Source organism: Dyella sp., from assembly GCF_051962475.1.
Taxonomy (GTDB): domain Bacteria; phylum Pseudomonadota; class Gammaproteobacteria; order Xanthomonadales; family Rhodanobacteraceae; genus Dyella_A.
Genome location: NZ_JBQCCF010000036.1, coordinates 32,717 through 58,497, shown reverse-complemented (window position 1 = coordinate 58,497; position 25,781 = coordinate 32,717). Strand labels below are relative to the sequence as shown.

The window sequence follows — 25,781 nt, the reverse complement described above, 5'->3', positions numbered from 1 at the left end:
GCAATCGAAACATGAGCGTTCTCGTCAACAAAAATACCAAGGTGCTGGTGCAGGGCTTCACCGGCCAGCAGGGCACCTTCCATGCGCAGCAGGCGCTGGACTACGGCACCCAGGTCGTCGGCGGCGTGACTCCGGGCAAGGGCGGTTCCGAGCACATCGGTCTGCCGGTGTTCAATTCGGTCGAAGAGGCCGTGGTCGAGACCGGCGCCGATGCGTCGGTGATCTTCGTGCCGCCACCGTTCGCGGCCGACTCGATCCTGGAAGCGATCGACGCGGGCATCCGCGTGATCGTGGCGATCACCGAGGGCATCCCGGTGCTGGACATGCTGCGCGTGAAGAACGTGCTGGCGCAGCATCCGGAAACCGTGCTGATCGGGCCGAACTGCCCCGGCATCATCACCCCGGGCGAGTGCAAGATCGGCATCATGCCGGGGCACATCCACAAGCCGGGCAAGGTCGGCATCGTGTCGCGTTCGGGCACGCTGACCTATGAAGCGGTGTTCCAGACCACCAACGAAGGCCTGGGCCAGTCCACCTGCATCGGCATCGGCGGCGACCCGATCAACGGACTGAACTTCATCGACTGCCTGAAGCTGTTCCAGGACGATCCGCAGACCGAGGGCATCATCATGGTCGGCGAGATCGGCGGCAGCGCCGAGGAAGACGCGGCCGAGTTCATCGCCGAGTACGTGACCAAGCCGGTGGTGTCGTTCATCGCCGGTGCCTCGGCCCCGGCCGGCAAGCGCATGGGCCACGCCGGTGCGATCATCTCCGGCGGCAAGGGCACGGCGGAAGCCAAGTTCGCCGCGCTGGAGAAGGCCGGCGTCACCACGGTGAAGTCGCCGGCCGACCTGGGCAAGACGCTCGCCAAGCTGATGAAGTAAGGCTCCATCGAGCGAATCGGTGCCGTCAGGTACCCATGCAAAAGGCCGCGTGACCCGCGGCCTTTTGTTTTGTCGGACATCCGGTTCTTCTTGTCGGCGGCCATCACGGCGCCGGGCTGCGCCGGCCAGCCGTTGCGGGCCGCGTCGCTGCCGCAGGGTCCAGGCAACAAAAAAGCCGGCGATCGCTCGCCGGCTTTTTTTCTCGATGGTCGAGAGGCGTCAGTGGTGACCGGAGAACGGCACCATCTTGCGCAGCGTGGACGGCGCGTGCGGCCACTTCGGATCGGTCAGGTACGGGTGATCCGGATAGTTCAACGCCAACACCTTGCGCACCTGCTCGGCCTGCTCCTTGCGATCCAGCGAGTTGTAGCTGCGGGCGAGGATGGCCAGCGCGTCGGCGATCTGCGGCGCCTGCTGGTAATGCTCCACCACGTACTGCGCGCGATCGGCCGAGGCCACGAAAGCCTTGTTGCGCAGGTAGAACTCGGCCACGTTGATCTCGAACTGGGCCAGCACGTTGCGCAGGTAGATCATGCGCTGACGGGCGTCCGCGGCGTAGGCGCTGTCCGGGAAGCGGCGGGTGAGCTCGGTGAAGTCATCGAACGACTTCAGGTTGTAGCCCTGGTCGCGGCGGCTTTCCGAGCCGGAGCGGGAGATGTAGCGCTCGATGATTCCCGAGGTACGCCCGAAGTTGATCAGGCCGCGCAGGTAGTAGGCGTAATCGACGTGCTTGTTGGTCGGGTAGGTCTTGATGAAGCGGTTGATCGTGGAATAGGCGTCTTCCGGCTCGTTGTCCTTGTACTGGGCATAGGCCAGCTCGAGCTGCGACTGCTCGTTGTAGTCGCCCGAGGGGAAGCGCGCGATCAGACGCTGATAAGCTTTCGCGGCGGCGGCGTAGTCGCCGTTTTCCAGATCGTTGTGGGCCTTGCTGTAAAGCTGGGCCACCGGCAGCGTGTCGATGGAGTCGCGCTTGCCTTTGAACATCGAGCACGCGCTCATCGTGAGGGCCAGGCCGAGCACGACGAGCAGTTTGGAAATACGCATGGGCAAGGAATTCAGATGTTTGATCGAAAAGGCATGATAGCCGAAACCGGCCGGGCCTCGCGGGGCGGGGCATGACCACCATTCGCCACGAGGCCGTGGTGCCGCTGGCTGCCGCGGGTCGCAGGTTCGACCAGACCGTGGCCGAGATGTTCCCCGACTATTCGCGCTCCCGCCTGGCCGGCTGGATCAAGGCCGGCGCGATCACCCTGGACGGCGCTCAGGCGGCGCCGCGGCACCTGCTGCGCGGTGGCGAGCAGGTGCGCCTGGAGGCCGAGCTGGCCACCGAGGTGACCAGCACCGCCGAGCCCATCGCGCTGGATATCGTCTACGAAGACGAGCACCTGTTGGTGCTCAACAAACCGGCCGGGCTGGTGGTGCATCCGGGCGCAGGCAACCCCGCCGGTACCGTGCTCAACGCCCTGCTGCACCACGATCCGGCGCTGGCAGAGCTGCCGCGTGGCGGCATCGTGCACCGGCTGGACAAGGACACCTCCGGCCTGATGGTGGTGGCCCGGACGTTGGCCACCCATACCGCGCTGGTGGATATGCTCTCGCGCCACGACGTGGAGCGGCAGTACGAGGCAGTGGTGCTGGGCACGCTGGTCGCTGGCGGCACCGTGGATGCGCCGATCGGCCGGCACATGGGCGACCGCCTGCGCCAGGCGGTACGCGACGAGGAAGACGGCAAGCGCGCCGTCACCCACTATCGCCTGCGCGAGCGTTTCCGGGCGCACGCGCTGATCCAGTGCAACCTGGAGACCGGCCGCACGCACCAGATCCGCGTGCACATGGCGCACATCCACCATGCGCTGGTCGGCGACCCGCTGTACGGCGGCGGCCTGCGCCTGCCCAAGGGCGCCAGCGATGCGCTGATCGCCGTGCTGCGCGCCTTCCGTCGTCAGGCGCTGCACGCCGAACGGCTGGCCTTCGTGCATCCGGCGACCGGCGAGGCGCTTGCGTTCACCGCGCCGCGGCCGTCAGACCTCGAAGCGCTGATCGCGGCGCTGCGTACCGACCTCGCCGAGCGCGGGCCACTGGAGGACTAGCCGATGTTTCCGAACGGCGATCCGGCCTGGGTCGTGCCTGCATGGCAGACCCCGCCCGGCGTGTGCGCGGCGGTAAGTACGCGGCAGGGGCCGGGCAGCTCCCTCGCTCCCTACGACTGCTTCAACCTGGGGGCGCGCAGCGGCGATGAGGCATCGGCCGTCGGTGCCAACCGTGCGGCGCTGCAGGCCGCGCTGGGTTTGCCGCGTACGCCGCAGTGGCTGGAGCAGGTCCATGGTACCGACGTGGTCGTCGTGCAGCGTGTTGTTGCGAACGAGCCGCGGGCCGATGCTGCGATCACCCGCGAGCGCGGCCAGCCGCTGGTGATCCTTACTGCCGATTGCCTGCCGATGCTGTTGTGCAGCGACGATGGCGGCGTGATCGGTGCCGCCCATGCCGGCTGGCGGGGGCTGGCCGCCGGCGTGATCGAGCGTACGGTCGCTGCGATGGCGACCGATGCGGCACAGTTGCAGGCCTGGCTGGGTCCGTGCATCGGCCTCGCCAGCTACGAGGTGGGTGAGGAAGTGCGCGCCGCGTTCGTCGATGGCGATGCGGGCGCCGCAGCATGCTTCGTGCCGACGCGTCCGGGGCATTGGCGCTGCGATCTGGCGGCGCTCGCTCGGCGACGGCTGGCGGCGCTGGGCGTCGCGCGGGTCGGCGGTGGTGATTTCGACACGTTCACCGACCCGCGCTTCTATTCGTACCGCCGCGACGGCGCGCGCAGTGGCCGCTTCGCCAGCGTGATCTGGCTGGGCGAGGTGACGGCATCGTCCTGAGCGGGCGGAGCGTGCTCAGCCAATGAGCCGATGCAGGAACGACTGGCACCAGGCGGTGATGTCCTGCTTTTCCAGCACATCCATCATGGCGCGCCAGCGCTGGCGACGTTCGCGTAGCGGCATTTTCAGGGCGCGTTCCAGGGCGTTGGCGACCTCGGCCGGGTCGGCAGGATTCACCAGCAGCGCATCGGTCAGCTCGTGCGCGGCGCCTGCAAAGCGTGAGAGCACCAGTACACCGGGATTCTTCGGGTCCTGACAGGCGACGTATTCCTTCGCCACCAGGTTCATGCCGTCGCGCAGCGGTGTTATCAGCGCGACCCGCGCGGTGCGGTAGTAGCCGCTCAGCAGGCGGTGCGGGAAAGACTGGTTGACGTAGCGGATCGGCACCCAGTCCGGCGCAGCGTACTTGCCGTTGATGTGGCCGGCCAAGCGTTCCAGTTCGCGTCGGATCTGCCGGTACTCCGGCACGGAGCCGCGCGAGGGGGGCGCGATCTGCAGAAAGGTGATCTGCCGGTGCAGCTCCGGGCTGCGATCGAGCAGGTGATCGTAGGCGCGGAAGCGCTCGGGCAAGCCCTTGGAATAGTCCAGCCGGTCCACGCCGATGATCAACGCGCGGCCCTGCAGGCTGGCGCGCAGCTGGGCGATCTCCTCCAACTGAGCGGCCTCGCGGGCGGTTTGCTCGACCAGGTCGGTTTCGATGCTGATGGGGAACACGCCAGCGCGGAAACTGCGTCCGTTGGCCGCGCGGATACGCCCGCCAGGGCGCATCGCGCCGCCGATCTCGTGCAGGAAATATTCTTCCAGCGCGCGCAGGTCGCGCGCCGTGTGCACGCCAACCAGGTCGTAGGCGGCCAGTGTCTCGAACAGCGCCCGGTGTTGTGGCAGGCCGATCAGCAGGCCGGCGGCCGGCAGTGGTGTGTGCAGGAAGAAGCCGATGCGGTTCTTCACCCCGCGCTCGCGCAGGTGAGAGGCCAGGGGAATCAGGTGGTAATCGTGCACCCAGATCACATCGTCGGGCTTGAGCAGCTCAACCAGGTGATCGGCAAACAGCGCATTGACCCGCAGATACCCGTCCAGATGGCCGCGCTGGTAATCCACCAGGTCGGGCCGGTAATGCAGCAGCGGCCACAGCGCGCGATTGGCGAAGCCGGCATAGAACTCGTCGTGATCGGTGCGGGTGAGGTCGATGGTGGCGTAGTCGATCGCCCCGTCCTGAGTGCGCTGTACGCGCGAGCTGTCCGCGCTGATCTTGCCGCTCCAGCCGAACCACAGGCCGCCGCGCTCGCGCATCGCCACACGCATCGCCGAGGCCAGCCCGCCGGTGGCGGTCTGCTGCGGCAGCGCCACGCGGTTGGATACCACCACCAGCCGCCCGTGTTTCTTCGGGCCGCTCACAGGGCATCCTCCCAGCGACGTGAAAGCCGCATGGCGGCCTGGATCAGCCCCACCATCGAGTAGGTCTGCGGGAAGTTGCCCCAGTGCTCGCCGGAGGTCGGCGCAATGTCTTCGGAGAGCAGGCCGAGCGCGTTGCGCTGCGCGAGCATGCGCTCGAACATCGCCCGTGCCCGCTCGCGCCGACCGGTCGCCGCCAGCGCCTCGATGTACCAGAATGTGCAGATGTTGAAGCTGGTCTCCGGCGCGCCGAAGTCGTCCGGGGCGATGTAGCGGAACAGGTGGTCGCCGCGACCGAGCACCCGGCCCACCGTGTCGACGGTGGCAACGAACCGCGGGTCCATGGCATCGATGAAGCCGATGTCCGCCAACAGCAGCAGGCTGGCGTCCAGGTGCTCGCCGCCGTAGGCATCCACGAAGTGGCCCAGGCGCGCGTTCCAGCTTTGCGCGAGGATGCGCGCGCGCAGCGCGGTCGCCTCGTCGTGCCAGTGCCGGGCGCGCTCATCGAGCCCGAGCTCGGTGGCGATGTGGGCGAGCCGGTCGCAGGCGGCCCAGCACATCGCTGCCGAGTAGGTGTGCACCGCGGCGCGGCCACGGAATTCCCACAGCCCCGCATCGGGCTGCTCGGCCATGCGCAGGGCGAGACGGCCCATCTGCTCGAGCCGTTCGAACATGCGTGCATCGCCGCGATGTTCGATGCGACGATCGAAGAACAACTGCGCCGAGGCCAGCACCAGCGAACCGTAGACATCGTTCTGGCGCTGCCGCCACGCGTCGTTGCCGATACGCACCGGCCCCATGCCGCGATAGCCGGCCAGTGCGCCGGCCGTACGCTCGTGCAGTTCGCGCTCGAAGGTGATGCCGAACACCGGCCCGATCTCGCTGTCGCCATGGTCGGCGACCAGGTTGAACACGTAGCGCAGGTAGTTCTCCATCGTGCGCGTCGCACCGAGGCGGTTGAGCGCGCGCACGGTAAAGGCCGCGTCGCGCAGCCAGCAGAAGCGATAGTCCCAGTTGCGCTCGGTGCCGGCGGCTTCGGGAATGGAAGTGGTGAGCGCGGCGACGATCGCCCCCGTGGCCTCGTACTGGCACAGCTTGAGCGTGATGGCGGCGCGGATCACCGCGTCCTGCCATTCGTAGGGAATCGACAGATAGCGCACCCAGTCGCGCCAGTATTCCTGCGTGCGATGCAGCGCCAGCGCGATGAAATCGGCCGGGCTTTCGTCGAGCGTCTCGTCCGGGCCGAGCACGAAGTGAGCGGGGCGGTCGAGCCCGAACGGCAGCGCGCGCTGGATCATTGGCACCGGGACGTCGCTGGTCAGCCGCATGGTGGTGTCGCTGAGCCGGTAGCGCAGGTGATTGCTGCCGGACGTGGCGAGCGCCGGTTCGGCGCCGTAGTCGCACAACGGGCGCAGCAACACCCGAATGCGCGGCGCACCGGCGAGCGGCCGTACGCGCCGGGCCAGCATCACCGGATGGAACAGGCGGCCGCGCGCGCGGTAGCGGGGGGCGAAGTCGGTGACTTCGATGGCTCCGCCGTGGCGGTCGTACAGGCGCGTGACGAGCACGGCGGTGTTGGTCTCGTACCACTGCTCGGTGCGTTCGTGGTCCTGCAGTTCGATCGTCCAGTCGCCGCCCTCGTGGCGCGGCGAAAGCAGCGCACAGAACGAGGCGTCACTGTCGAACGTTGGCAGGCAGGCCCACACGACACGAGCGTCCCGGTCGATCAAGGCGGCGATGCTGCCGTTGCCGACGACACCGAGCTCAAGATCGTGCTGCGGGGTCTCGGTCCTGGCGGGGGTCATGCAGCGAATTTCCTTGCATCAGTGCGTGGTACACGCGGATCAACCAATGCTGCACGGCAGCAGGACTAGGCAGCGTGAATTGCGCGGCAGTGGGGTGTCGACAGCCGACCCGCACGCCGTACCCGCCCGCGCGCGCGACCGTGTCGAAGGCGTGCTCGTCGGTGAGGTCGTCGCCCACGTAGACCGGCTGACGGCCGGCGAACGGTGGCCGCTGCAGCAGTTCGCGCACGGCCCGCCCCTTGTCCATGCCGGCCGGCTTGATCTCCATCACCAGGTTGCCGGCCTGCAGCTCGTAGCCTGGCATCGCTTCGGCGAGAGCGGCCGCGGCATCGCGCATGACGGCGAAGCGTTCCGGCGAGCGGCGGCAGTGCAGGGCGATGGCGATGCCCTTGTCCTCCAGTTCGATGCCGCCGAGCGCTTCCAGCATCGTTTCGGCGCGCTGCTTGAGCTTCGCGTGAGCGGATGTGTCCAGCGGATGCTCGCGGCGCTGCCCGTCCGCGTGGCGAAGCTGCAGGCCGTGCAGGCCGGCCATTGCCCAGGGATGGCCGAACAGCCGTTCCAGGTCAGTCAGCGCACGGCCGCTCACCAGCGACAGTGCGCCGTGCAACTCGGCGTGCAGTTGCTGCAGGATCGCGAGCAGCTCGGGCGAGGCGGCGACGGCGGCGGGGTCGTCATGGAAGTCGAGCAGGGTGCCATCGACGTCCAGGAACAACGCCCAGCGCGCATCGGGGGCGGGCAACGGGGGCGGGGGCAGGTCGGTGGGGGGCGTGGCGGGGGCGGTCATCGGCGGCGCACGCTAGCAAGGCTCATGTGAAGGCTGGGCGCATCCGCTTGAATCGGCCTCGCCCGTCCGCATCTTGCGCCTCAGCGGCAGCGGCGCTGCCAACAGTATTCAGAGAGGGGATCACCTCATGCGGATGGATAAGCTCACCTCGCGTTTCCAGCAGGCGCTGGCCGACGCGCAGTCGCTGGCGGTCGGGCGCGACAACAACATGCTCGAGCCGGTGCACGTGATGGCTGCGCTGCTGGATCAGCAGGGCGGCTCGACCGGGCCACTGTTGACCCAGGCACAGGTCAACGTGCCGGCGCTGCGCCAGCGCGTGGGCGAGATGCTCGATCGCCTGCCGCAGGTGCGCGGGCAGGAAGGCAACATCAACGTAGGCAACGACCTGTCGCGCCTGCTCAACCTCACCGACAAGCTGGCGCAGCAGCGTGGCGACCAGTTCATTGCAAGCGAGCTGTTTGTGCTGGCGGCATTGGAGGACAAGGGCGAGCTGGGCGGCGCGCTGAAGGCGGCTGGGGCGCAGAAGGCAGCGATCGAGGCGGCGATCGAGAAGCTGCGCGGCGGCGAGAAGGTGCAGAGCGAGAACGCCGAAGAGCAGCGCCAGGCGCTGGAGAAGTACTGCATCGACCTCACCGCGCGTGCCGAGAGCGGCAAGCTCGACCCAGTGATCGGCCGCGACGAGGAGATCCGCCGCACGATCCAGGTGCTGCAGCGGCGCACCAAGAACAACCCGGTGCTGATCGGCGAGCCCGGCGTGGGCAAGACCGCGATCGTCGAGGGCTTGGCCCAGCGCATCGTGAAGGGTGAAGTGCCCGAGGGCCTGCGCGACCGCCGCGTGCTGTCGCTGGACATGGGCGCGCTGATCGCCGGTGCGAAATTTCGCGGCGAGTTCGAGGAACGGCTCAAGGCCGTGCTCAACGATCTGGCCAAGCAGGAAGGCCGGGTGATTCTGTTCATCGACGAGCTGCACACCATGGTCGGCGCCGGCAAGGCCGACGGCGCGATGGATGCCGGCAACATGCTCAAGCCTGCGCTGGCGCGCGGCGAGCTGCACTGTATCGGCGCGACTACGCTGGACGAGTACCGCAAGTACATCGAGAAGGACGCCGCGCTGGAGCGCCGCTTCCAGAAGGTGTTCGTGGGCGAGCCCACGGTGGAGGACACCATCGCGATCCTGCGCGGCCTGAAGGAGCGCTACGCGGTGCACCACGGCGTGGAGATCACCGACCCGGCGATCGTCGCCGCGGCCACGCTGTCCAACCGCTACATCCCCGACCGCCAGCTGCCGGACAAGGCGATCGACTTGATGGACGAGGCCGCCTCGCGCATCCGCATGGAGATCGACTCCAAGCCGGAAGAGCTCGACCGCCTGGAGCGCCGGCTGATCCAGCTGAAGATCCAGCGCGAAATGCTGAAGAAGGAGAAGGACGACGAGTCGAAGAAGCGCCTCGCCGATCTGGAGGCCGACATCGAGAAGCTCGAGCGCGAGTTTTCCGACCTCAACGAGATCTGGAAATCCGAGAAGGCTGCGCTGCAGGGGGCCACCAAGGTGAAGGAGCAGATCGAGGCCGCGCGCGTGGAGCTGGAGGCGGCGCAGCGCCGCCAGGACTACGCCAAGATGAGCGAGATCCAGTACGGCCGCATGCCGGAACTGGAAAAGCAGCTCGCCGCGGCGCAGGCCGCCGAGCAGCAGGGCGACTTCAAGCTGGTGCAGGACCGCGTCACCGCCGAGGAGATCGCCGAGGTGGTGTCGCGCTGGACCGGCATCCCGGTCAGCAAGATGCTCGAAGGCGAGCGCGAGAAGCTCTTGAAGATGGAGGACGCGCTGCACGCGCGCGTGGTCGGCCAGGACGAGGCGATCAAGGTGGTGGCCGACTCCGTGCGCCGCTCGCGCGCGGGGCTGTCCGACCCGAACCGGCCCAGCGGCTCGTTCCTGTTCCTCGGCCCTACCGGCGTGGGCAAGACCGAGCTGTGCAAGGCGCTGGCCGAATTCCTGTTCGACTCGGCCGACGCGATGGTACGCATCGACATGAGCGAGTTCATGGAGAAGCATGCCGTGTCGCGACTGGTCGGCGCGCCCCCGGGTTATGTCGGCTATGAAGAGGGCGGCTACCTCACCGAGGCGGTGCGCCGCCGGCCGTACAGCGTGATCCTGCTGGACGAGGTGGAGAAGGCGCATCCGGACGTGTTCAACATCCTGCTGCAGGTGCTCGACGACGGTCGCCTCACCGACGGCCAGGGCCGCACGGTGGACTTCCGCAACACGGTCATCGTGATGACCTCCAACCTCGGCTCGCACCAGATCCAGGAGCTGGCCGGAGACGATTCGCCCGAGGCCTACACGCAGATGAAGGCCGCGGTGATGGGCGTGGTGCAGGCGCACTTCCGACCGGAGTTCATCAACCGGCTGGACGACATTGTGGTGTTCCACCCGCTGACCAAGCCGCAGATCCGGCAGATCGCCCGCATCCAGCTGCGCAGCCTGGAAAAGCGGCTGGCCGAGCGCCAGCTGGGCCTGACCATCAGCGAGAAGGCGCTGGACCTGCTGGGCAACGTGGGTTTCGACCCGGTGTACGGTGCGCGGCCGCTGAAGCGGGCGATCCAGCAGCAGGTGGAGAACCCGCTGTCGCGGGAAATCCTCGAGGGACGTTTCCCGGCCGGCGCCACCGTGGCGGTGGATGCCGAGGGCGGGCACCTGGTGTTCGGCAAGGCTTGACCTGGGCCGCTGCGCCGGCAAGAACGAAGAAGCCCGCCAATTGGCGGGCTTCTTCGTTGCGGCGATGAGCCAGGAGGCTTACCAGTGGTAGGCCACCGTGGCGTAGTAGTACGCACCGCTGAAGCCATACGGCGAGGAGTTGGGATACGGGAGGATGACGTTGAATGCCGCCGTACGCGGCTGCACCTTGTCCGGGTATTCGTTGGTGACGTTGTTGCCGCCCACGCTGAAGGTCCAGTCGTTCCAGTTGTAGCTGGCCGACAGATCCAGCAGATAGGCCGAGCCGAAGGTCTGGTCGCCGCTGGGCACGGTGCCGAACGTCGTCCACTCGCCGTAGCGGGTGACCTGACCGTGGAAGGTCCAGTTGTTTACCGTCCAGTCGCCGGCCACGAAGGCCTTGGTCTTGGGCGTGCCCTTGGTGATGCGACCCTGTTCGGCGCGGTCGATGATCGGCAGGGTGAGCCCGGCCAGGCCCAGTTGCGGTGGGTTGTCGGCGATGTTGCGAATAGTGGTCTTGTTGTAGTTGATGCCGCCGGTGAGCTTGAGTGAGGAGTTCTGCAGCTCGATTGGGTAGGTGGAGACGAGATCCACGCCGCGGGTGCGCGTGTCCACCGCGTTGGTGAAGAAGCGGCCGCCGCTGACGAACGGGATGCCCACCGAGGTGAGGTAGTTCTGCACCGCGTCGCCGACCAGGTTGCCGCTGAGAATGATGCGGTGGTCGATGTCGATCTGGTACAGGTCCAGCGTGGTGTACAGGCCGTTGGACGGCGTCAGCACGAGTCCGAGGCTGTAGTTGCGCGACTTTTCAGGCTTGAGGTTCTGCGCCCCCAGCGCCTGCGCGGCCGGATCGGTCACCGGGAAGGTGCGGATCGTGTACGGCACCAGCACGCCGCCGCCCTGGTTGACGAAGTTGATCGCGGTGGAGGAGTAGTACTCCTGCTGCAGCGATGGTGCGCGGAAGCCGTTCGACACGGTGCCGCGCAGCGCCACGGTGTCGTTGAACGCGTAGCGGCCGGACGCCTTCGCCGAGGTGGTGCTGCCGAAATCGCTGTAGTGCTCGTAGCGCGCGGCCAGGCCGGCGGAAAACTTGTAGGTCAGGTCGCTTTCCAGGTCGAGGTAGACCGCGCGGCTGTTACGGCCATGCGTGCCCGCGTCGCCCGGCTGGTAGCCCGGGAACACCTGGGCACCGGCGCCGGCATAGGAGGCGCCGTCACCTTCCTTGATGGTGAACTTCTCGTGGCGGTACTCCAGGCCCCAGGCGACGGTGAGCGGGCTCTGCAGTCCGCTGATCTCGAAGTCGCGGCTGAAGTCGCCGTTGAACGCGTCCTGCCGGTTGGTCAGCGTGCCGATGTAGAAGCCGGTCGGCGAATCGGCGCCGAGCGAGTAGTTGTAGGTGTCGGTGGTGTTGAGCTTCCAGTGGTTGCCGCCGGTGTTGGCGCTGAGGTCGTAGTTCCAGTCAGCCACCTTGCCGCGCACGCCCAGCACTTCAGAGTCGTCGCGGATCGCGCTGTTCTCGATCGGCAGATAGCCGCTGGGATACACGTCGACTGCGCCGGAGCCATTGCTGGCGTACTGCGAGAGCGAGCGGAAGAAGCCGCCGGCCTTCACGTCGCGCTTGTTGAACAGGGTGAACGCGTACAGCTGGGCGTTCGGTGTCAGGTCGTACTGCGCGTTGATCGCCGCCTGCTTGGAGCGGGTCAGCGGCAGGCCGTAGTGGAAGGTGACCGTATTGTAGGTCGGGTCGGCCGGGTAGCGCGGATCCGGACCGGCGCGGTTGGTCGAGTCCTGGTGCGTGGCGTTGGCGCTCAGGTGGATCCAGCCCTTGTCGCCGAGCTTGAAGCCGCCGTCGGCGCCGCCCTGCCACGTGTCGCCATCGCCGCCGTCGTACTGGCCGCGGGTGAGGCTGGCCGAGCCGTGCTCGGCGCCGCCCTTGAGAATGATGTTGATGACGCCGGCGATCGCGTCGGAGCCGTACTGGGCGGCGGCACCGTCACGCAGCACTTCCACGTGGTCGATCGCGTTGACCGGGATCGCATTGATGTCCACCGGCGAGGAGCCGCGGCCGAGCGAGCCGTTGACGTTGACGATGGCGGTGGGGTGCTGGCGCTTGCCGTTGATCAGCACCAGAGTGTGGTCGGGCGCCAGGCCGCGCAGCTGGGCAGGCTGGATCGCGTCGGTGGCGTCGGTTACCGAGGGCTGGGGGAAATTGAACGACGGCAGCAGGGTGCGCAGCGCCGTGGCCAGGTTGGGTGCACCGGTGCCTTCGAGGTCTTTCGGGGTCAGCACGTCGATCGGGGCGAGCGAGGTCGACTCGGTGCGGTCGAACGACCGTGTGCCGGTAACGACGACCGTCTGCAGGTTGGTGGTCTTCTTCTCGCCCTGCTGGGGGGCGGCGTCCTGGGCCATGGCCACCTGCGAGAGTGCAAGCAGAGTGGCGGTGACCAGAGCGGTGCGGGTCGGTAGTGGTCGTGCAGACATGAAAGATTCTCCCCGGATAGCGGATCGCGTCTGTGTGCGCGATGAAAGTCCCTGCGACGAATCGGTGTCGGTCGTGATTTGCTGCGACGCGACATGGCTCCCTCGTCTCGCAAACTAGGTAGCCGCTAGGGCCTCTGTCAACCAGACGTTAGTAATGTGTTGTCGCAAGATCGTGCAGCGGGTGAGCTTCTCATGCTTGAAATGCTGGCGCGAGGCGCCATAGTCGGCGCCTGCCCGATGCTCCACGGAGATTTTTCATGCCCATCTACGCCTTCGCCTGCCAGGCCTGCGGCCACAGCTTCGACCGCCTGCAGAAGCTCTCCGACGCCGATCCCACCGTGTGTCCGGCCTGTGGCGCCGAACAAGTGCAGCGGCAGGTGACCGCACCGGCGTTCCGCCTAGCTGGCAGCGGCTGGTACGAGACCGACTTCAAGAAGGACGGCGACAAGAAGCGTAACCTCGCTGGCGACCCGGCCGCGGCTCCGGCACCGGCACCGGCGGCCGCTCCCGCTCCCGCTCCGGCGCCCGCCGCCGCCGACTGATCCCGCACGCAAGGATTTGCGCCGGTTCAATCGCCGTTCGGCAGCGTGCCGCTAGCGTCCGCCCACCATCACTGGAGGGGCACCATGCGATCACTTCTTGCCGCGGCATTGGCCTGGGTACTGGGCGCGTTCGCGCTGCTGTCTGGATCGGCGCCGTTGCGCGCCCAGGGCTGGAACGACCCGGTGCGCTGCGCCAGCAACGACGGCCATTACACCCGCTGCGTGATGCCGTGGCGCGACGCGCGGTTGATGAAACAGGAATCCAAGGCGGCCTGCGTGCGCGGCGATACCTGGGGCGTGGAGCGCGGCGTGCTATGGGTGGATCGCGGCTGCCGCGGGCTGTTCGTGGCGGGCGATCGCTGGGGCGGCCGCGACGATGATCGCTACGACGACCGTTACCGCGACCGCTACGGCGATCGCGACGATCGCCACCACGACCGCGATGACGACCGTGGCCCCTGGCGCCCGGGCCCGGGCTGGGACCGCCAGATTCGGCTGCAGTGCGACAGCAACAAGAAGCGCTACCAGATGTGCCAGGTCGACGTCGGCCCGCGCGGGCATGCGCGGCTGGTGCGTCAGTTGTCCGATGCGCGGTGCACGGAAGGCTACAGCTGGGGCTGGAACCGCGCCGGGGTGTGGGTCGCCCATGGCTGCCGCGGGCAGTTCGTGGTCGATCGTCGCTGGTAGCGGCAGGGCGTCCGTGCGACGGCGGCGCAGGCGTGGCGGCCGCCTGCGGTGGTAACATTCGCGGTCTTTTCTTCGCCCCCACGCCGCCGCCGCGGCCCGGAGTTTCAAGCGCATGCGCACGCATTACTGCGGACTCATCGACGAGTCCCTGGTCGGCCAGACCATCACCCTGTGCGGCTGGGTCAACAAGACCCGCCTGCAATCCCACGTCGCCTTCATCGACCTGCGCGATCACGAAGGGCTGGCCCAGGTGGTGGTGGAGCGCGAGAACGCCGATGCCTTCGCGGTGGCTGGCGACGTCGGTTATGAGTACTGCCTGCGCGTGACTGGCACGATCCGCGCGCGGCTCTCGGTGAACGACAAGCTCAAGACCGGCACGGTCGAGCTGCTGGCCGAGCAGGTGGAGATTCTCAACGTGGCGAAGGATCTGCCTTTCGCGCTGCACGAGAACCCCAACGAGGACATGCGGATGACCTACCGCTACCTCGACCTGCGCCGCCCTGAAATGCAGGCGATGATGCGCAAGCGCATCAAGCTGGTGCAGGCGCTGCGCCGCTACCTCGACGAGCGCGGTTTCCAGGACATCGAGACGCCGATCCTGACCAAGGCCACGCCCGAAGGCGCGCGTGACTACCTGGTGCCCAGCCGCGTGCATCCGGGCCAGTTCTACGCGTTGCCGCAGTCGCCGCAGCTGTTCAAACAGATCCTGATGATGGCCGGCTTCGACCGCTACTACCAGATCGCCCGCTGCTTCCGCGACGAGGACCTTCGCGCCGACCGCCAGCCGGAGTTCACCCAGCTCGACCTGGAGTTCGCCTTCGTCGAGGAGCAGGACGTGCAGGATTTCGTGGAGGAGCTGATCCGCCACGTGTTCCGTGAAGTGCAGGGTGTGGAGCTGGACGCCACCTTCCCACGCATGACCTGGGACGAAGCCATGCGCCGCTTCGGCTCGGACAAGCCGGACCTGCGCATCGCGCTGGAGCTGGTCGACGTGGCCGCGGCGCTGAAGCACGTCGAGTTCAAGGTGTTTGCCGAGCCGGCCAACGATCCGGCCGGCCGCGTCGCCGCGCTGCGCGTGCCGGACGCGGCCACGCTGTCGCGCAAGGAAATCGACGGGCTCACCGAGTTCGTCGCCCGCTACGGCGCCAAGGGCCTGGCCTGGCTCAAGGTGGAAGATCTGACCAAGGGCCGCGAAGGCGTCAACTCGCCGGTGGCGAAGTTCCTCGACGACGCGGCGCTGGACGGCCTGCTCAAGGCCACCGGCGCGCAGACCGGCGACATCGTGTTCGTCGGCGCCGGCAAGTGGAAGACGGTCACCGACTTCATGGGCGCGCTGCGCCTGAAGGTCGGCAAGGACCGTGGCCTGGTCGAGAACAGCTGGAAGCCCCTGTGGGTCACCGACTTCCCGATGTTCGAATACGACGAGGAAGAGAAGCGCTTCGTCGCCCTGCATCACCCGTTCACCGCGCCCAAGGTGGACGACATCGCTGACCTCAAGGCGAACGCGGCCAACGCGGTGAGCCGTGGCTACGACATGGTGCTCAACGGCAACGAGATCGGCGGTGGCTCGATCCGTATCCATCGCCCGGAGATGCAGAGCGCCGTGTTCGAGCTGCTCGGCATCGGTGCGGAGGAGGCAGAGATGAAGTTCGGTTTCCTGCTCAAGGCGCTGAAGTTCGGCGCGCCGCCGCACGGCGGCCTGGCCTTCGGCATCGACCGCATCGCCGCACTGATGGCCGGCACCGAGTCGATCCGCGACGTGATCGCCTTCCCCAAGACCACCAGCGCGCAGGATCTGATGACCGACGCGCCCTCGCCGGTGGCCGCGAGCCAGCTCAAGGAGCTGCACGTGGCGGTCGCAGCGCCGGAGCCGGCCGGGCAGGGGTGATGGTGCCGATGCGGTCGACGCGATGGCTTGCCGGCAGCGAGCGGTTGCGTCGCCGCGTTGACCGGCAGGTGCTGGCGCGATGATCGAGCACGTCATCCTGCTGCACGGCTTGTGGATGCGCGGCTTCGCGCTGGCCATGCTGCACCGGCGGATGATGGAGGCGGGATTCCGCGTCCATCGGTTCGACTACCTCAGCGTGGCCAACACCCAGGAGCGCATCCTGGAGCGGCTGCGTGGGCGGATGGTGGAGCTAGCCGAGGCCGGCAGTGCGGTGCACCTGGTGGGGCACAGCCTCGGCGGCCTGCTGGCGCTGCAGGTGTGCCACGACGCTGTCGACCTGCCGCCTGGGCGAGTGGTGTGTCTGGGTTCCCCGCTGCTCGGCAGTGCCGCGGCGCGGGAGTTTTCCGGGCTGGGCCGCAGCGGCGAAGCGCTGCTCGGCCACAACCGCGACCTGCTCGAAAAGGGCTTCGAGTGCTGGGACGGCCCGCGCCAGGTCGGCGTGATCGCCGGCCGCTCGCCGATTGGCCTGGGCGCCGTGCTTGCCCATATCGAAGGCGAGCACGACGGCACCGTGGCGGTGTCCGAGACGCGGTTGCCCGGGCTGGCCGATCACTGCGTGGTCGACGCCAGCCACACGGGATTGCTGTTCTCCGCCGACGTGGCGCGCCTCACCGCGCGCTTCCTGCGCGAAGGGCGCTTTGCCGTGGTGGCGTCGAACGAGCTGCCCGCGACGGGCTGAGCCAGGTCCACCGGTAGCGGGCGGATAGAGTAAAATTCCGCGCTTCATCACCAGATCAGGTTGTGCAGCGCCATGGGTAGAGGCCCGTCCATCGAAGGTCGCAAGAACGCCGAAGACGCCAAGCGCGCCAAGGTGTTCACCAAGCTCATCCGCGAGATCACCGTGGCCACCCGCGCTGGTGTGGCCGACCCGGCCGGCAACCCGCGCCTGCGCGCGGCGGTAGACAAGGCGCTGTCGGCCAACATGCCCAAGGACACCATCGAGCGTGCTATCAAGCGCGGCTCGGGCGCCGACGGCGGCGCCAACATGGAAGAGCTGCGCTACGAGGGCTACGGCCCGGCCGGCATCGCGCTGATCATCGAGTGCTTCACCGACAACCCCACCCGCACCGTGGCCGACGTGCGCCATGCGCTGACCCGCCACGGCGGCAACCTGGGCACCAGCGGCTCGGTGGCATTCCAGTTCACCCGCTGCGGCGAGATCGTGTTCGCCACCGGCGGCAATGAGGCGGCCGAGGAGAAGGTACTGGAGGCGGCGCTGGAGGCCGGTGCCGACGACGTGGTCAACGAGCACGGCGAGAGCACCGTGCTGTGTGCGCCGGAGAACTTCGAGGCCGTGCAGCAGGCGTTGATCGCTGCGGGGCTGGAGTCCTCGCATGCCGGCGTGGTGATGCGCCCGAATAACCGCGTCGCGGTGCCGGACGAGGCGCAGGAAACGCTGCAGGATTTGCTCGAGCGCCTCGATGCGCTCGACGACGTCAGCGAGGTCTATCACAACGCGCTGCTGCCGGCCGAGGCCGCCGGCTGACGCAGCGCTGGCCTCCGGCCGCGTTGCGACCGCGCATTGCATGAGCATCCGCATCCTCGGCATTGACCCAGGCAGTCAGCGCACCGGTGTGGGCATCATCGATGTCGACGCGCAGGGCAAGTTGTCGCACGTGTTCCACGGCGCACTCGCCGTGGCTGGCGAGGCCACGTTCCCGCTGCGACTGAAACGCATCTTTGACGGCCTGTGTGACATCATCGCCGCCCATCAACCGGCCGAGTGCGCGATCGAGCGTGTGTTCATGGCGCGCAATCCGGATTCGGCGCTGAAGCTGGGACAAGCCAGAGGCGCCGCGATCTGTGCGGTGGTCAGTCAGGGGATCGTGGTGCACGAGTACGCAGCAACCGAAGTGAAACAGTCGGTGGTCGGCAGTGGCCGCGGCGACAAGACCCAGGTGCAGCACATGATCGGCGTCCTGCTCGGACTGAAGGGGCCGCTGCAGGCCGATGCCGCCGATGCGCTGGCCATCGCCGTCACCCACGCGCACACGCGTTCGAGCCTGACCCGCGTGGGCATTCCGCGCACGGCGTGGAGGCGTGGACGATGATCGGTCGCCTGCGTGGGACCCTCATCTCGAAGCAGCCGCCGTGGCTGTTGATCGATGTGGGCGGCGTCGGCTACGAGCTCGAGGCGCCGATGTCGACCATCTACGATCTCCCCGCCACCGGCAAGGAAGTGATCCTGCTCACTCACCATGCCGTGAAGGAAGACAGCGTGGCGCTGTACGGTTTCATGCACGAGGCCGAGCGCACGCTGTTTCGCAACCTGCTCAAGGTCAGCGGCATCGGCGCGAAGATTGCGCTGGCGGTGCTGTCGGGCGTGTCCACCAACGACTTCGCGCGGCTGGTACACGCCGGCGACGTGGTGGCGCTGACCAAGATTCCCGGTATCGGCAAGAAGACCGCCGAGCGCATCGTGGTGGAGCTGCGCGGCCGCGTGGACGGGCTTGGCGTGAGTCTGCCCGGCATGCCGGCCAGCGCAGCCGCGCCGCTGGATGCCTCCGGCGAGGCGACGGTCGCGCTGCAGCAGCTCGGCTACAAGCCGGCCGAGGTCACGCGCCTGGTGCAGAAGGTCGCCGCCGATGGTGACAGCGCCGAGGCCATCATCCGCAAGGCACTGCGCGCCGCGCTCGGCGGCTAGGGCAGTGGGGAGCGTCATGAATCAGCAGACCCAAGCTTCGTCCTCCACCGATACCGGTGGCGCCGACGCCTCGCACGGCAGCCGCTCGGCGCTGATCCTTGGTGCCATTGGCGTGGTGTTCGGCGATATCGGCACCAGCCCGCTGTACACCATGCACGAGACCTTCCTGCCCGAGCACGGTCTGCATCCGCGGCCGGCCACGGTGCTGGGCATTCTCTCGCTGGTCACCTGGTCGCTGATCCTGGTGGTGGCGGTGAAGTACGTGAGCCTGGTGATGCGCGCCGACAACAAGGGCGAGGGCGGCATCATGGCGTTGATGACGCTGGCCCAGCGCGCGGTGGGTCAGTCCACCCGCATGCGCAAGCTGGTGGTGTTGATGGCTTTGCTGGGGGCAGCCCTGTTCTTCGGTGACGGGGTGATCACGCCGTCGATCTCGGTGCTGTCGGCGGTGGAAGGCCTGGAGGTGGCGGCGCCGGCGCTGTCGCACTGGGTGGTGCCGCTCACGGTGGCGGTGCTGCTGGGCCTGTTCTGGATGCAGCGCCACGGCACCGCGAAGGTCGGCGCGGTATTCGGCCCGATCATGGTGCTGTGGTTCCTCAGCCTCGGCGTGATCGGCGTGTGGAACATCATCCAGGCGCCAGGGGTGCTGTACGCACTCAACCCCTGGTACGCGGTGCAGTTCTTCATGACCCACGGTACCGCTTCGGCGCTGGCGCTGGGGTCGGTGGTGCTGTGCGTGACCGGCGCGGAGGCGCTGTACACCGACATGGGCCACTTCGGGCGCTTTCCGATTCGCGCCGCCTGGTTCTTCTTCGTGATGCCGGCGCTGCTACTCAACTACTACGGCCAGGGTGGGTTGCTGCTGGTCGATCCGAAGGCGATCGACAATCCGTTCTATCACGCCGTGCCGGACTGGGCGCTCTATCCGATGATCGCGCTGGCCACGGCCTCCACGGTGATCGCCTCGCAGGCGGTGATCTCCGGCGCGTTTACGGTGACGCGGCAGGCGATCCAGCTCGGCTTCGTGCCGCGCATGCAGGTGGTGCATACCTCGCGCGAGGCGATCGGGCAGATCTTCCTGCCGTGGGTGAACCGCGCGCTGATGGTGGCGGTGATCGCCACGGTGGTGAGCTTCGGCTCGTCCAACGCGCTGGCCGGCGCCTACGGTATCGCCGTGACCGGCACCATGGCCATCGACACCGTGCTGGTGATGATCGTGGCGCGGCGCATGTGGCACTGGAGCCGCGCCGCGGTGATCCTCACGGCGGTGTTGCTGCTGGTGATCGACCTGAGCTACTTCGGCGCCAACACGCTGAAGATCATGCAGGGTGGTTGGTTCCCGTTGGTGCTGGGCCTGATCATGTTCGTAGTGATGACCACCTGGCGCCGCGGTCGCGACCTGGTGGTACGCGAGATCAAGCAGGGCGGCCTGGCGCTCAAGCCGTTCATCGCCAACATCTCCGAGCATCCGCCGCTGCGCGTGCCGGGCACGGCGGTGTTCCTCACCGCCAACCAGGAGGCCGTGCCGCACGCCCTGCTGCACAACCTCAAGCACAACAAGGTGCTGCACGAGCGCAACGTGCTGCTCACCGCCGAGACGCTGGAAACCCCGGTGGCGGAGTCGGAGGAGCGCATCCAGCTCGAAGAGCTGGGCGGCGGCTTTTACGGCCTCACCCTGCGCTTCGGCTTTGCCGAGGACCCGAACATTCCGCTGGCGCTGGCGCAGTGCTCGCGCAGCGGGCTGCCGTTCGACCTGATGGACACCACGTTCTTCCTCTCGCGCGAGAACATCGTGGCCGATGCGCGCCGCCCGGGCATGGCGCTGTGGCGCGACAAGCTGTTCGCGTTCATGGCGCGCAACGCGATGCCGGCCACGGCGTTTTTCCAGATCCCCGGCAATCGGCTGATCGAGCTGGGCGCGCAGGTGGAGATTTGAGCGGCCGGCTCGAGCCTGCGCGATCGCGGGGGTAAGAGCGCAACCTGTGCGCGCCGGATTCGGTCTCGGCGAAGGTCGCCGCGCGCCGGTGCGCTCCTACGGGCGCGCCGCGGCCTGCCATAATGCCGACATGACCGACCGCATCATCACTGCCGCCGCCCAGCTCGACGACGACGCGCTGGAAGCCACCATCCGGCCCCGGCGTCTGGCCGAATACTTGGGCCAGCAGGCGGTGCGCGAGCAGCTCTCCATCTATATCGAGGCGGCGAAGAAGCGCAGCGGGGCGCTGGACCACGTGCTGATCTTTGGCCCGCCGGGGCTGGGCAAGACCACGCTCAGCCACGTCATCGCCAACGAGCTGGGGGTCAACGTGCGCTCCACCTCCGGCCCCGTGCTGGAGCGCGCCGGCGACCTGGCCGCGCTGCTGACCAACCTCGAGCCGCACGACGTGCTGTTCGTCGACGAAATCCATCGCCTGTCGCCGGTGGTCGAGGAAGTGCTGTATCCGGCCATGGAAGACTTCCAGATCGACATCATGATCGGCGAAGGCCCGGCCGCCCGCTCGATCAAGCTCGACCTGCCGCCGTTCACCCTGATCGGCGCCACCACGCGCGCTGGCATGCTCGCGGCGCCGCTGCGCGACCGCTTCGGCATCGTGCAGCGGCTGGAGTTCTATACCGCCGAGGAGCTCACCGACATCGTGCGCCGCGCGGCGAAGATTCTCGGTATCGCCTGCGAGGTGGAGGGGGCGCAGGAAATCGCCCGCCGCTCGCGCGGCACGCCGCGTATCGCCAATCGCTTGCTGCGCCGCGTGCGTGATTACGCCGAAGTGCGCGCCGGCGGGGCCATCACCCTGGCCGCGGCGCAGGCCGCGCTGGGCATGCTGAAGGTCGATCCGCAGGGCTTCGACGAGCTGGACCGGCGCCTGCTGACCCTGATCATCGAGAATTTCGACGGCGGCCCGGTCGGCGTGGAATCGCTGGCCGCGGCGCTCAGCGAAGACCGTGGCACGCTGGAAGACGTGGTCGAGCCGTACCTGATCCAGCAGGGTTACCTGGTGCGCACGGCCCGCGGGCGCATGGTCAGCGCCAAGGGCTGGCGGCATCTGGGCCTCACCCCGCCGCCGCGCCAGGCGCTGGCGCCGGACCTGTTTTCCGCCGGGTCCAGCGAACCCTGATCCACGCGCCGCCGCCGTGCGGCTGTCGCCTCCAACCGCCGCAAGAGATCACGCCCCATGCCCGTGTTTCATTGGCCTGTCCGCGTCTACTGGGAAGACACCGACGCCGGTGGCGTCGTCTACCACGCCAGCTACCTGCGCTTCCTGGAGCGGGCCCGCAGCGAGTGGTTGCGCAGCCTGGGCGTGGAGCAGTCGGCCTTCAAGGCGCGCACCGGGCTGGCCTTTCTGGTGCGCTCGATGCACATCGACTTCCTCAAGGCCGCCCTGCTGGACGATGAACTGCTCGTGACAGTGGAAGTCAAAGAACGTCGCGCTGCCAGTATTCTTTTCGGCCAGACCATCCAGCGCCGCGACGGCACCGGGCTCATTCGGGCCGAGGTCCGCGTGGCGTGCGTCGATGTCGAGCGCATGGCACCGGTACGGATACCGGACGACGCCATCCCCGGCCTTACCCCCTGACCCCATTTCCGCGGAGAACTCCCAAGCCATGAACGGTGGACTGAACATTTTCAAGCTGGTCGCGGAAGCGAGCACGCCGGTACAGCTGGTCATGCTCGTGCTGCTGGCGTTCTCCTTCATGTCCTGGGTCATCATCATCCGCAAGTACTCGCAGATGAAGGCGGCGATGGAAAACGCCGAGGCGTTCGAGGAGCGCTTCTGGTCCGGCGGCGACCTGGCCCAGCTGTTCCGCGAAGTGAGCAACGGCGGCGCCGAGAACGGCGGCATGGAGACGATCTTCGAGTCCGGCTTTCGCGAGTTCGCCCGCCAGCGCCAGCGCAAGGCCAGTGACATGCGCATAGTGATGGAGAGCTCCGAGCGCGCCATGCGTGTGGCCGGCACCCGTGAGATCGGCCTGCTGGAGCGCAATCTCGAGTTCCTCGCCAACGTCGGCTCGATCAGCCCTTACGTCGGCCTGTTCGGCACCGTGTGGGGCATCATGGGCGCGTTCCAGGGCCTGGGCGAGATGAAGGACGTCACCATCGCCGCCGTCGCGCCACATATCTCCGAGGCGCTGATCGCCACCGCGATGGGTCTGTTCGCGGCGATTCCGGCCGTGTGGGCCTACAACCGCTATGCCAACCGCGTCGAGCGCATTGCCTCGCGCTACGAGGTGTTCCAGGAGGAGTTCTCCTCGGTGCTGCAGCGGCAGATCCAGTCTGACGACGTCCGCTGAGGTCCGTTCCCATGCGCCCCAGCCACCGCAAGCGGCACAAGCTCAAGTCCGAGATCAACGTCGTGCCGTACATCGACGTGATGCTCGTGCTGCTGATCATCTTCATGGTGACCACGCCGATGCTCAACGCCAATGTCGACGTGAACCTGCCCCAGGCCAACGCCCGCTCACTGAAGGACAAGAAGGATCCGGTGATCATCTCCGTGGGGTCGGACGGCAAACTGTTCCTGACCCTGGGCGACGCCAAGAAGGAAGCCATCGACGAAGAGGGCCTCAAGACCAAGGTCGGCGCGTTCGTCAAGGCCAATCCGGAAGTAAGCGTGCTGGTGGCCGGCGACCGCGACGGCAAGTACGACGGCGTCTATCAGGTGCTGGCCGATCTGCAGCAGGCCGGCGTGGCCAAGGTCGGCCTGATGAGCCAGCCACCGCAGGGGACGAGCGCGTCCGATGGACGAAAGTAAGCGCACGCCCATGGCCGTGGTGCTGGCGGCCGTCCTGCACCTGGGCATCCTGGCGTTCCTCTACCTGGCGATCCTGCCGTGCTCGGCCTACGAGAAGTGGTTCGAGTTGCTGCACCTGCCGGCCGGGTGGAATCCGATCGCCTGCGCCAAGCCGCTGGAGCTCCCGGGCCAGCCGATCGAGGCCGTGCTGATCGGCCCCACCGGCGCGCCGCCACCCAAGCCCACCAAGGCGCGGCCAGTTCCCGACACCGTGCCGCCGCCCCCGGCGGTGCCGCCGCCGACCCCCACCGTGCAGGCGCCGCAGGTGAAAACGCTGCCGCCGCCGCCGGAGCATCCGGACGTGGTCGACCAGGAAAAGGTGGTCGCCGACGCCTTGCAGAAGGCCGAGGACGCCAAGCGCGAGCAGGAAGAAAAGCAGCGCCAGCGCCAGGCCGAACTGGATGCCCAGGCGGCCAAAAAGAAGGAAGAGGAAAAGAAGAAGATCGATGAACTGTTCGCCAAGCTGGACAAGGCCTCGGCCGCCACGCGGCAGGCCGACAACAGGAAGCGCCAGGCCGAGCAGCAACTGAAGGACCTGAAGAACGCCAAGGACGACGGCTTGCCGGACCTGCCGGCGGCCGACCAGCGCCAGACCGGCACCAATGGCAAGGACGACAGCCTGCTCGCCAAATACCAGGCAGCGATTCAGAACGCGGTCACGCAGAACTGGTTGCGGCCAGATAACATGGCGGCTTTGCCGTGCGTCGTGCACATCACCCAGCTGCCTGGCGGCGACGTAATGAGCGCGAGGGTCGACAGCAGTTGTCCGTACGACGAGGCCGGACGCCGCTCGGTCGAGAACGCGGTGCTGCGAGCGCAACCGTTGCCCTACAAGGGCTTCGAGAGCGTGTTCCAGCGTGATCTCACCTTCACCTTCAGGCCGCAATGATCAAGCCCATGCGTAAACCGAATCTGCTGCTTGCCCTCGCTGTCCTGCTGCTTGGCGCGTTGCTCACGCCACCGGCCAGTGCCCAGTCACTCAACGTCGACATCGTCGGTGGCGTCAAGACGGCCACGCCGATCGCGGTGGTGCCGTTCGCACAGGACGGCGGCGCGCCGCTGCCCACCGACATCGCCGACGTGATGCGCAACGATTTCAACCGCTCGGGCAAGTTCCGCTCGCTGGCGAAGAGCGAGATCGTCGAGTTCCCGTCCAAGGGTTCGGACATCAAGTTCCCGACCTGGCGATTGCTCAAGCAGGACTACATCACCGTCGGCCGCATCAGCGATGCCGGCGGCGGCATGTTCAAGGTCGAGTACGAGCTGTGGGACGTCAACAAGCAGCAGAGCCTGCTGGCGCAGTCGCTCACCGCTCCGGCCGGCGACCTGCGTGGCGTGGCGCACCAGATCGCCGATCAGATCTACGAAAAGATCACCGGCGTGCGCGGTGCCTTCTGGACCCGCATCGCGTACATCACGGCGGTCGGCCTGGGCAATAACACCACCTATTCGCTGATCGTGGCCGATTCGGACGGCTACAACCCGCAGGTCGTGGCACGTTCGCGTGAGTCCCTGCTGTCGCCGGCGTGGTCGCCGGATGGCCGCAAGATCGCCTACGTGTCCTTCGAGAGCGGCAATTCCAACGTCTACGTGCAGGACATCACCACCGGCTCGCGCCAGCTGGTGGAGTCGCACAGCCGCGGAATCAACGGCGCGCCGGCTTGGTCGCCGGATGGCAGCAAGCTGGCGGTGTCGCTGTCCTACGTGGGCAACCCGGAAATCTTCGTGCTTGACATGGCCAGTCGCAAGGAAACGCGGTTGACCAACAACCTGGCGATCGACACCGAGCCGACCTGGTCGGCCGACGGGCAGAGCATCTATTTCACCTCCGACCGCTCCGGTCGGCCGCAGATCTACAAGATGTCGTCCAACGGCGGCTCCCCCGAGCGCGTCAGCTTCCAGGGCCAGAACAACGCCGAGGCGTCGGTGAGCTACGACGGCAAGCAGATCGCCATGGTGCAGGGCAACGGTAACGTGTATCGTATTGCTGTCATGGACAACAGTCTGGGCGGGCAGGTGCGGTTCCTGTCTCCGGGTCCCATCGACGAGTCGCCCAGCTTTGCCCCGAACGCCAGCATGCTTCTGTACGCCGCCACCGAAGGTCGTCGCGGTGTGCTTTATGCCGTGTCGGCCGACGGTTTGGTCCGCCAGCGCCTCGTGCTCTCCGATGGCGATGTGCGCGAGCCGAGCTGGGGACCGTACCGGCAGCGTTGAGATTCACCGGGGCGGCAGGTCATCGCCGGTCCGGAG

Annotated in this window: 23 protein-coding genes; 18 read left to right on the top strand and 5 right to left on the bottom strand. The window is 67.5% G+C overall.

Annotation, left to right across the window (positions count from 1 at the left end; genetic code table 11):
• The first annotated feature begins 11 nt into the window (after positions 1–11).
• Complete coding sequence (gene sucD / locus ACTHJF_RS08565) at positions 12–884, top strand: succinate--CoA ligase subunit alpha (protein ID WP_440266737.1); 873 nt, start codon at positions 12–14, stop codon at positions 882–884.
• Between the two features lie 219 nt (positions 885–1,103).
• Here sucD and ACTHJF_RS08560 read toward each other — a convergent pair whose 3' ends face one another.
• Positions 1,104–1,928 (bottom strand): outer membrane protein assembly factor BamD, encoded by an 825-nt coding sequence (locus tag ACTHJF_RS08560; RefSeq protein ID WP_431634249.1) that lies wholly within the window; start codon positions 1,926–1,928, stop codon positions 1,104–1,106.
• 71 nt (positions 1,929–1,999) lie between these two features.
• On the opposite strand from ACTHJF_RS08560, the gene rluD reads away from it, so the two are divergent.
• Both rluD and pgeF read left to right on the top strand, forming a co-directional pair.
• Entirely contained in the window at positions 2,000–2,974 is a 975-nt protein-coding gene (rluD, locus tag ACTHJF_RS08555; protein WP_440266736.1) for a 23S rRNA pseudouridine(1911/1915/1917) synthase RluD, read from the top strand.
• Between the two features lie 3 nt (positions 2,975–2,977).
• Entirely contained in the window at positions 2,978–3,748 is a 771-nt protein-coding gene (gene pgeF / locus ACTHJF_RS08550; protein ID WP_440266735.1) for a peptidoglycan editing factor PgeF, read from the top strand.
• A 15-nt stretch (positions 3,749–3,763) separates the two neighbouring features.
• Here the strand turns inward: pgeF and otsA are convergent, their stop codons facing one another.
• From otsA to otsB, 3 genes are read right to left on the bottom strand one after another with little or no spacing between them, the layout of a single operon-like run.
• Positions 3,764–5,143: an alpha,alpha-trehalose-phosphate synthase (UDP-forming) gene (otsA, locus tag ACTHJF_RS08545; RefSeq protein WP_440266734.1), complete on the bottom strand. Its 1,380-nt coding sequence runs from the start codon at positions 5,141–5,143 to the stop codon at positions 3,764–3,766.
• Entirely contained in the window at positions 5,140–6,945 is a 1,806-nt protein-coding gene (locus tag ACTHJF_RS08540) for a glycoside hydrolase family 15 protein (protein ID WP_440266733.1), read from the bottom strand. The genes otsA and ACTHJF_RS08540 overlap by 4 nt, the downstream gene beginning before the upstream one ends.
• A complete protein-coding gene (gene otsB, locus ACTHJF_RS08535) occupies positions 6,905–7,729 on the bottom strand; it encodes a trehalose-phosphatase (protein ID WP_440266732.1) in 825 nt (274 codons plus the stop codon). Before otsB ends, ACTHJF_RS08540 begins: the two co-directional genes overlap by 41 nt.
• 127 nt (positions 7,730–7,856) lie before the next feature.
• Between otsB and clpB the strand changes: the two genes are divergently transcribed.
• Complete coding sequence (gene clpB / locus ACTHJF_RS08530) at positions 7,857–10,445, top strand: ATP-dependent chaperone ClpB (protein WP_440266731.1); 2,589 nt, start codon at positions 7,857–7,859, stop codon at positions 10,443–10,445.
• A gap of 78 nt (positions 10,446–10,523) precedes the next feature.
• Here the strand turns inward: clpB and ACTHJF_RS08525 are convergent, their stop codons facing one another.
• On the bottom strand, positions 10,524–12,923 hold the full coding sequence (locus ACTHJF_RS08525) for a TonB-dependent receptor plug domain-containing protein (protein ID WP_440266730.1): 2,400 nt from the start codon (positions 12,921–12,923) through the stop codon (positions 10,524–10,526).
• 257 nt (positions 12,924–13,180) lie between these two features.
• On the opposite strand from ACTHJF_RS08525, the gene ACTHJF_RS08520 reads away from it, so the two are divergent.
• The 14 genes from ACTHJF_RS08520 to tolB all read left to right on the top strand — a co-directional run bounded on the left by ACTHJF_RS08520 (position 13,181) and on the right by tolB (position 25,745).
• A complete protein-coding gene (locus tag ACTHJF_RS08520; protein WP_440266729.1) occupies positions 13,181–13,465 on the top strand; it encodes an FmdB family zinc ribbon protein in 285 nt (94 codons plus the stop codon).
• Between the two features lie 84 nt (positions 13,466–13,549).
• The gene (locus ACTHJF_RS08515) at positions 13,550–14,152 is read left to right on the top strand and encodes a DUF3011 domain-containing protein (RefSeq protein WP_440266728.1); all 603 of its coding nucleotides are present in this window, start codon (positions 13,550–13,552) and stop codon (positions 14,150–14,152) included.
• 112 nt (positions 14,153–14,264) lie between these two features.
• Positions 14,265–16,040, top strand: a complete 1,776-nt coding sequence (gene aspS / locus ACTHJF_RS08510) for an aspartate--tRNA ligase (protein WP_440266727.1) — start codon at positions 14,265–14,267, stop codon at positions 16,038–16,040.
• 79 nt (positions 16,041–16,119) lie between these two features.
• Positions 16,120–16,779 carry a lipase family alpha/beta hydrolase gene (locus tag ACTHJF_RS08505; RefSeq protein ID WP_440266726.1) on the top strand — a complete coding sequence of 220 codons (660 nt, stop codon included), beginning with the start codon at positions 16,120–16,122 and terminating at the stop codon, positions 16,777–16,779.
• Positions 16,780–16,851: 72 nt separating this feature from the next.
• On the top strand, positions 16,852–17,586 hold the full coding sequence (locus ACTHJF_RS08500; RefSeq protein ID WP_404630293.1) for a YebC/PmpR family DNA-binding transcriptional regulator: 735 nt from the start codon (positions 16,852–16,854) through the stop codon (positions 17,584–17,586).
• A gap of 40 nt (positions 17,587–17,626) precedes the next feature.
• On the top strand, positions 17,627–18,151 hold the full coding sequence (ruvC, locus tag ACTHJF_RS08495) for a crossover junction endodeoxyribonuclease RuvC (RefSeq protein ID WP_440258374.1): 525 nt from the start codon (positions 17,627–17,629) through the stop codon (positions 18,149–18,151).
• Positions 18,148–18,744, top strand: coding sequence for a Holliday junction branch migration protein RuvA (ruvA, locus tag ACTHJF_RS08490; RefSeq protein WP_440266725.1), 597 nt, complete (start codon positions 18,148–18,150; stop codon positions 18,742–18,744). Before ruvC ends, ruvA begins: the two co-directional genes overlap by 4 nt.
• A gap of 16 nt (positions 18,745–18,760) precedes the next feature.
• On the top strand, positions 18,761–20,680 hold the full coding sequence (locus ACTHJF_RS08485; protein WP_440266724.1) for a potassium transporter Kup: 1,920 nt from the start codon (positions 18,761–18,763) through the stop codon (positions 20,678–20,680).
• Positions 20,681–20,810: 130 nt separating this feature from the next.
• Positions 20,811–21,857, top strand: a complete 1,047-nt coding sequence (gene ruvB, locus ACTHJF_RS08480) for a Holliday junction branch migration DNA helicase RuvB (protein WP_440266723.1) — start codon at positions 20,811–20,813, stop codon at positions 21,855–21,857.
• 57 nt (positions 21,858–21,914) lie between these two features.
• Positions 21,915–22,316 (top strand): tol-pal system-associated acyl-CoA thioesterase, encoded by a 402-nt coding sequence (gene ybgC, locus ACTHJF_RS08475; RefSeq protein WP_440258377.1) that lies wholly within the window; start codon positions 21,915–21,917, stop codon positions 22,314–22,316.
• 28 nt (positions 22,317–22,344) lie between these two features.
• Positions 22,345–23,031 (top strand): protein TolQ, encoded by a 687-nt coding sequence (tolQ, locus tag ACTHJF_RS08470; protein ID WP_431634231.1) that lies wholly within the window; start codon positions 22,345–22,347, stop codon positions 23,029–23,031.
• A gap of 11 nt (positions 23,032–23,042) precedes the next feature.
• Complete coding sequence (gene tolR / locus ACTHJF_RS08465) at positions 23,043–23,492, top strand: protein TolR (RefSeq protein WP_440258378.1); 450 nt, start codon at positions 23,043–23,045, stop codon at positions 23,490–23,492.
• On the top strand, positions 23,479–24,420 hold the full coding sequence (gene tolA, locus ACTHJF_RS08460; RefSeq protein WP_440266722.1) for a cell envelope integrity protein TolA: 942 nt from the start codon (positions 23,479–23,481) through the stop codon (positions 24,418–24,420). The genes tolR and tolA overlap by 14 nt, the downstream gene beginning before the upstream one ends.
• A gap of 8 nt (positions 24,421–24,428) precedes the next feature.
• On the top strand, positions 24,429–25,745 hold the full coding sequence (tolB, locus tag ACTHJF_RS08455; RefSeq protein ID WP_431634228.1) for a Tol-Pal system beta propeller repeat protein TolB: 1,317 nt from the start codon (positions 24,429–24,431) through the stop codon (positions 25,743–25,745).
• The last annotated feature ends 36 nt before the right edge of the window (positions 25,746–25,781 follow it).

Bases quoted from the DNA above. Each gene is read 5' to 3' on its own strand.
- sucD (WP_440266737.1), top strand. From the start codon at position 12: ATGAGCGTTCTCGTCAACAAAAATACCAAGGTGCTGGTGCAGGGCTTC.
- ACTHJF_RS08560 (WP_431634249.1), bottom strand. From the start codon at position 1,928: ATGCGTATTTCCAAACTGCTCGTCGTGCTCGGCCTGGCCCTCACGATG.
- rluD (WP_440266736.1), top strand. From the start codon at position 2,000: ATGACCACCATTCGCCACGAGGCCGTGGTGCCGCTGGCTGCCGCGGGT.
- pgeF (WP_440266735.1), top strand. From the start codon at position 2,978: ATGTTTCCGAACGGCGATCCGGCCTGGGTCGTGCCTGCATGGCAGACC.
- ACTHJF_RS08540 (WP_440266733.1), bottom strand. From the start codon at position 6,945: ATGACCCCCGCCAGGACCGAGACCCCGCAGCACGATCTTGAGCTCGGT.
- otsB (WP_440266732.1), bottom strand. From the start codon at position 7,729: ATGACCGCCCCCGCCACGCCCCCCACCGACCTGCCCCCGCCCCCGTTG.
- clpB (WP_440266731.1), top strand. From the start codon at position 7,857: ATGCGGATGGATAAGCTCACCTCGCGTTTCCAGCAGGCGCTGGCCGAC.
- ACTHJF_RS08525 (WP_440266730.1), bottom strand. From the start codon at position 12,923: ATGTCTGCACGACCACTACCGACCCGCACCGCTCTGGTCACCGCCACT.
- ACTHJF_RS08520 (WP_440266729.1), top strand. From the start codon at position 13,181: ATGCCCATCTACGCCTTCGCCTGCCAGGCCTGCGGCCACAGCTTCGAC.
- ACTHJF_RS08515 (WP_440266728.1), top strand. From the start codon at position 13,550: ATGCGATCACTTCTTGCCGCGGCATTGGCCTGGGTACTGGGCGCGTTC.
- aspS (WP_440266727.1), top strand. From the start codon at position 14,265: ATGCGCACGCATTACTGCGGACTCATCGACGAGTCCCTGGTCGGCCAG.
- ACTHJF_RS08505 (WP_440266726.1), top strand. From the start codon at position 16,120: ATGATCGAGCACGTCATCCTGCTGCACGGCTTGTGGATGCGCGGCTTC.
- ACTHJF_RS08500 (WP_404630293.1), top strand. From the start codon at position 16,852: ATGGGTAGAGGCCCGTCCATCGAAGGTCGCAAGAACGCCGAAGACGCC.
- ruvC (WP_440258374.1), top strand. From the start codon at position 17,627: ATGAGCATCCGCATCCTCGGCATTGACCCAGGCAGTCAGCGCACCGGT.
- ruvA (WP_440266725.1), top strand. From the start codon at position 18,148: ATGATCGGTCGCCTGCGTGGGACCCTCATCTCGAAGCAGCCGCCGTGG.
- ACTHJF_RS08485 (WP_440266724.1), top strand. From the start codon at position 18,761: ATGAATCAGCAGACCCAAGCTTCGTCCTCCACCGATACCGGTGGCGCC.
- ruvB (WP_440266723.1), top strand. From the start codon at position 20,811: ATGACCGACCGCATCATCACTGCCGCCGCCCAGCTCGACGACGACGCG.
- ybgC (WP_440258377.1), top strand. From the start codon at position 21,915: ATGCCCGTGTTTCATTGGCCTGTCCGCGTCTACTGGGAAGACACCGAC.
- tolQ (WP_431634231.1), top strand. From the start codon at position 22,345: ATGAACGGTGGACTGAACATTTTCAAGCTGGTCGCGGAAGCGAGCACG.
- tolR (WP_440258378.1), top strand. From the start codon at position 23,043: ATGCGCCCCAGCCACCGCAAGCGGCACAAGCTCAAGTCCGAGATCAAC.
- tolA (WP_440266722.1), top strand. From the start codon at position 23,479: ATGGACGAAAGTAAGCGCACGCCCATGGCCGTGGTGCTGGCGGCCGTC.
- tolB (WP_431634228.1), top strand. From the start codon at position 24,429: ATGCGTAAACCGAATCTGCTGCTTGCCCTCGCTGTCCTGCTGCTTGGC.